The sequence below is a fragment of the Streptomyces aureus genome (assembly GCF_000725495.1).
In the GTDB taxonomy this organism is placed as follows: domain Bacteria; phylum Actinomycetota; class Actinomycetes; order Streptomycetales; family Streptomycetaceae; genus Streptomyces; species Streptomyces aureus_B.
On sequence record NZ_JNZD01000120.1, the window covers coordinates 1 to 236 of the forward strand.

The 236-nt window shown below is 66.1% G+C and carries 1 protein-coding gene; it reads left to right on the forward strand.

What is annotated here, in order from left to right; genetic code table 11:
• Nucleotides 1–236, forward strand: a 236-nt coding sequence (locus IO36_RS36235) for a tellurite resistance TerB family protein (protein ID WP_037626678.1), incomplete at both ends; no start/stop codon positions are given.

Consider the following 236-nt stretch of genomic DNA (forward strand, 5'->3'; position numbering starts at 1 on the left):
TCGACGATGCAGACCCAGCTCGTGGCGAAGAAGAACGATCTCAAGAGCGGTGCCTTCCGCGACGCGAGCATGGCGATGTGCGCGCTCGTGGCCGCCGCGGACGGCTCGATCGACCCGTCCGAGCGGCAGCGTGTCGCCCAGCTCATCGCGACGAACGAGGTCCTGCAGAACTTCGACGCCGTGGACCTGCAGCGCCGTTTCGACGAGAACCTGAACAAGCTGACCGCCGACTTCGC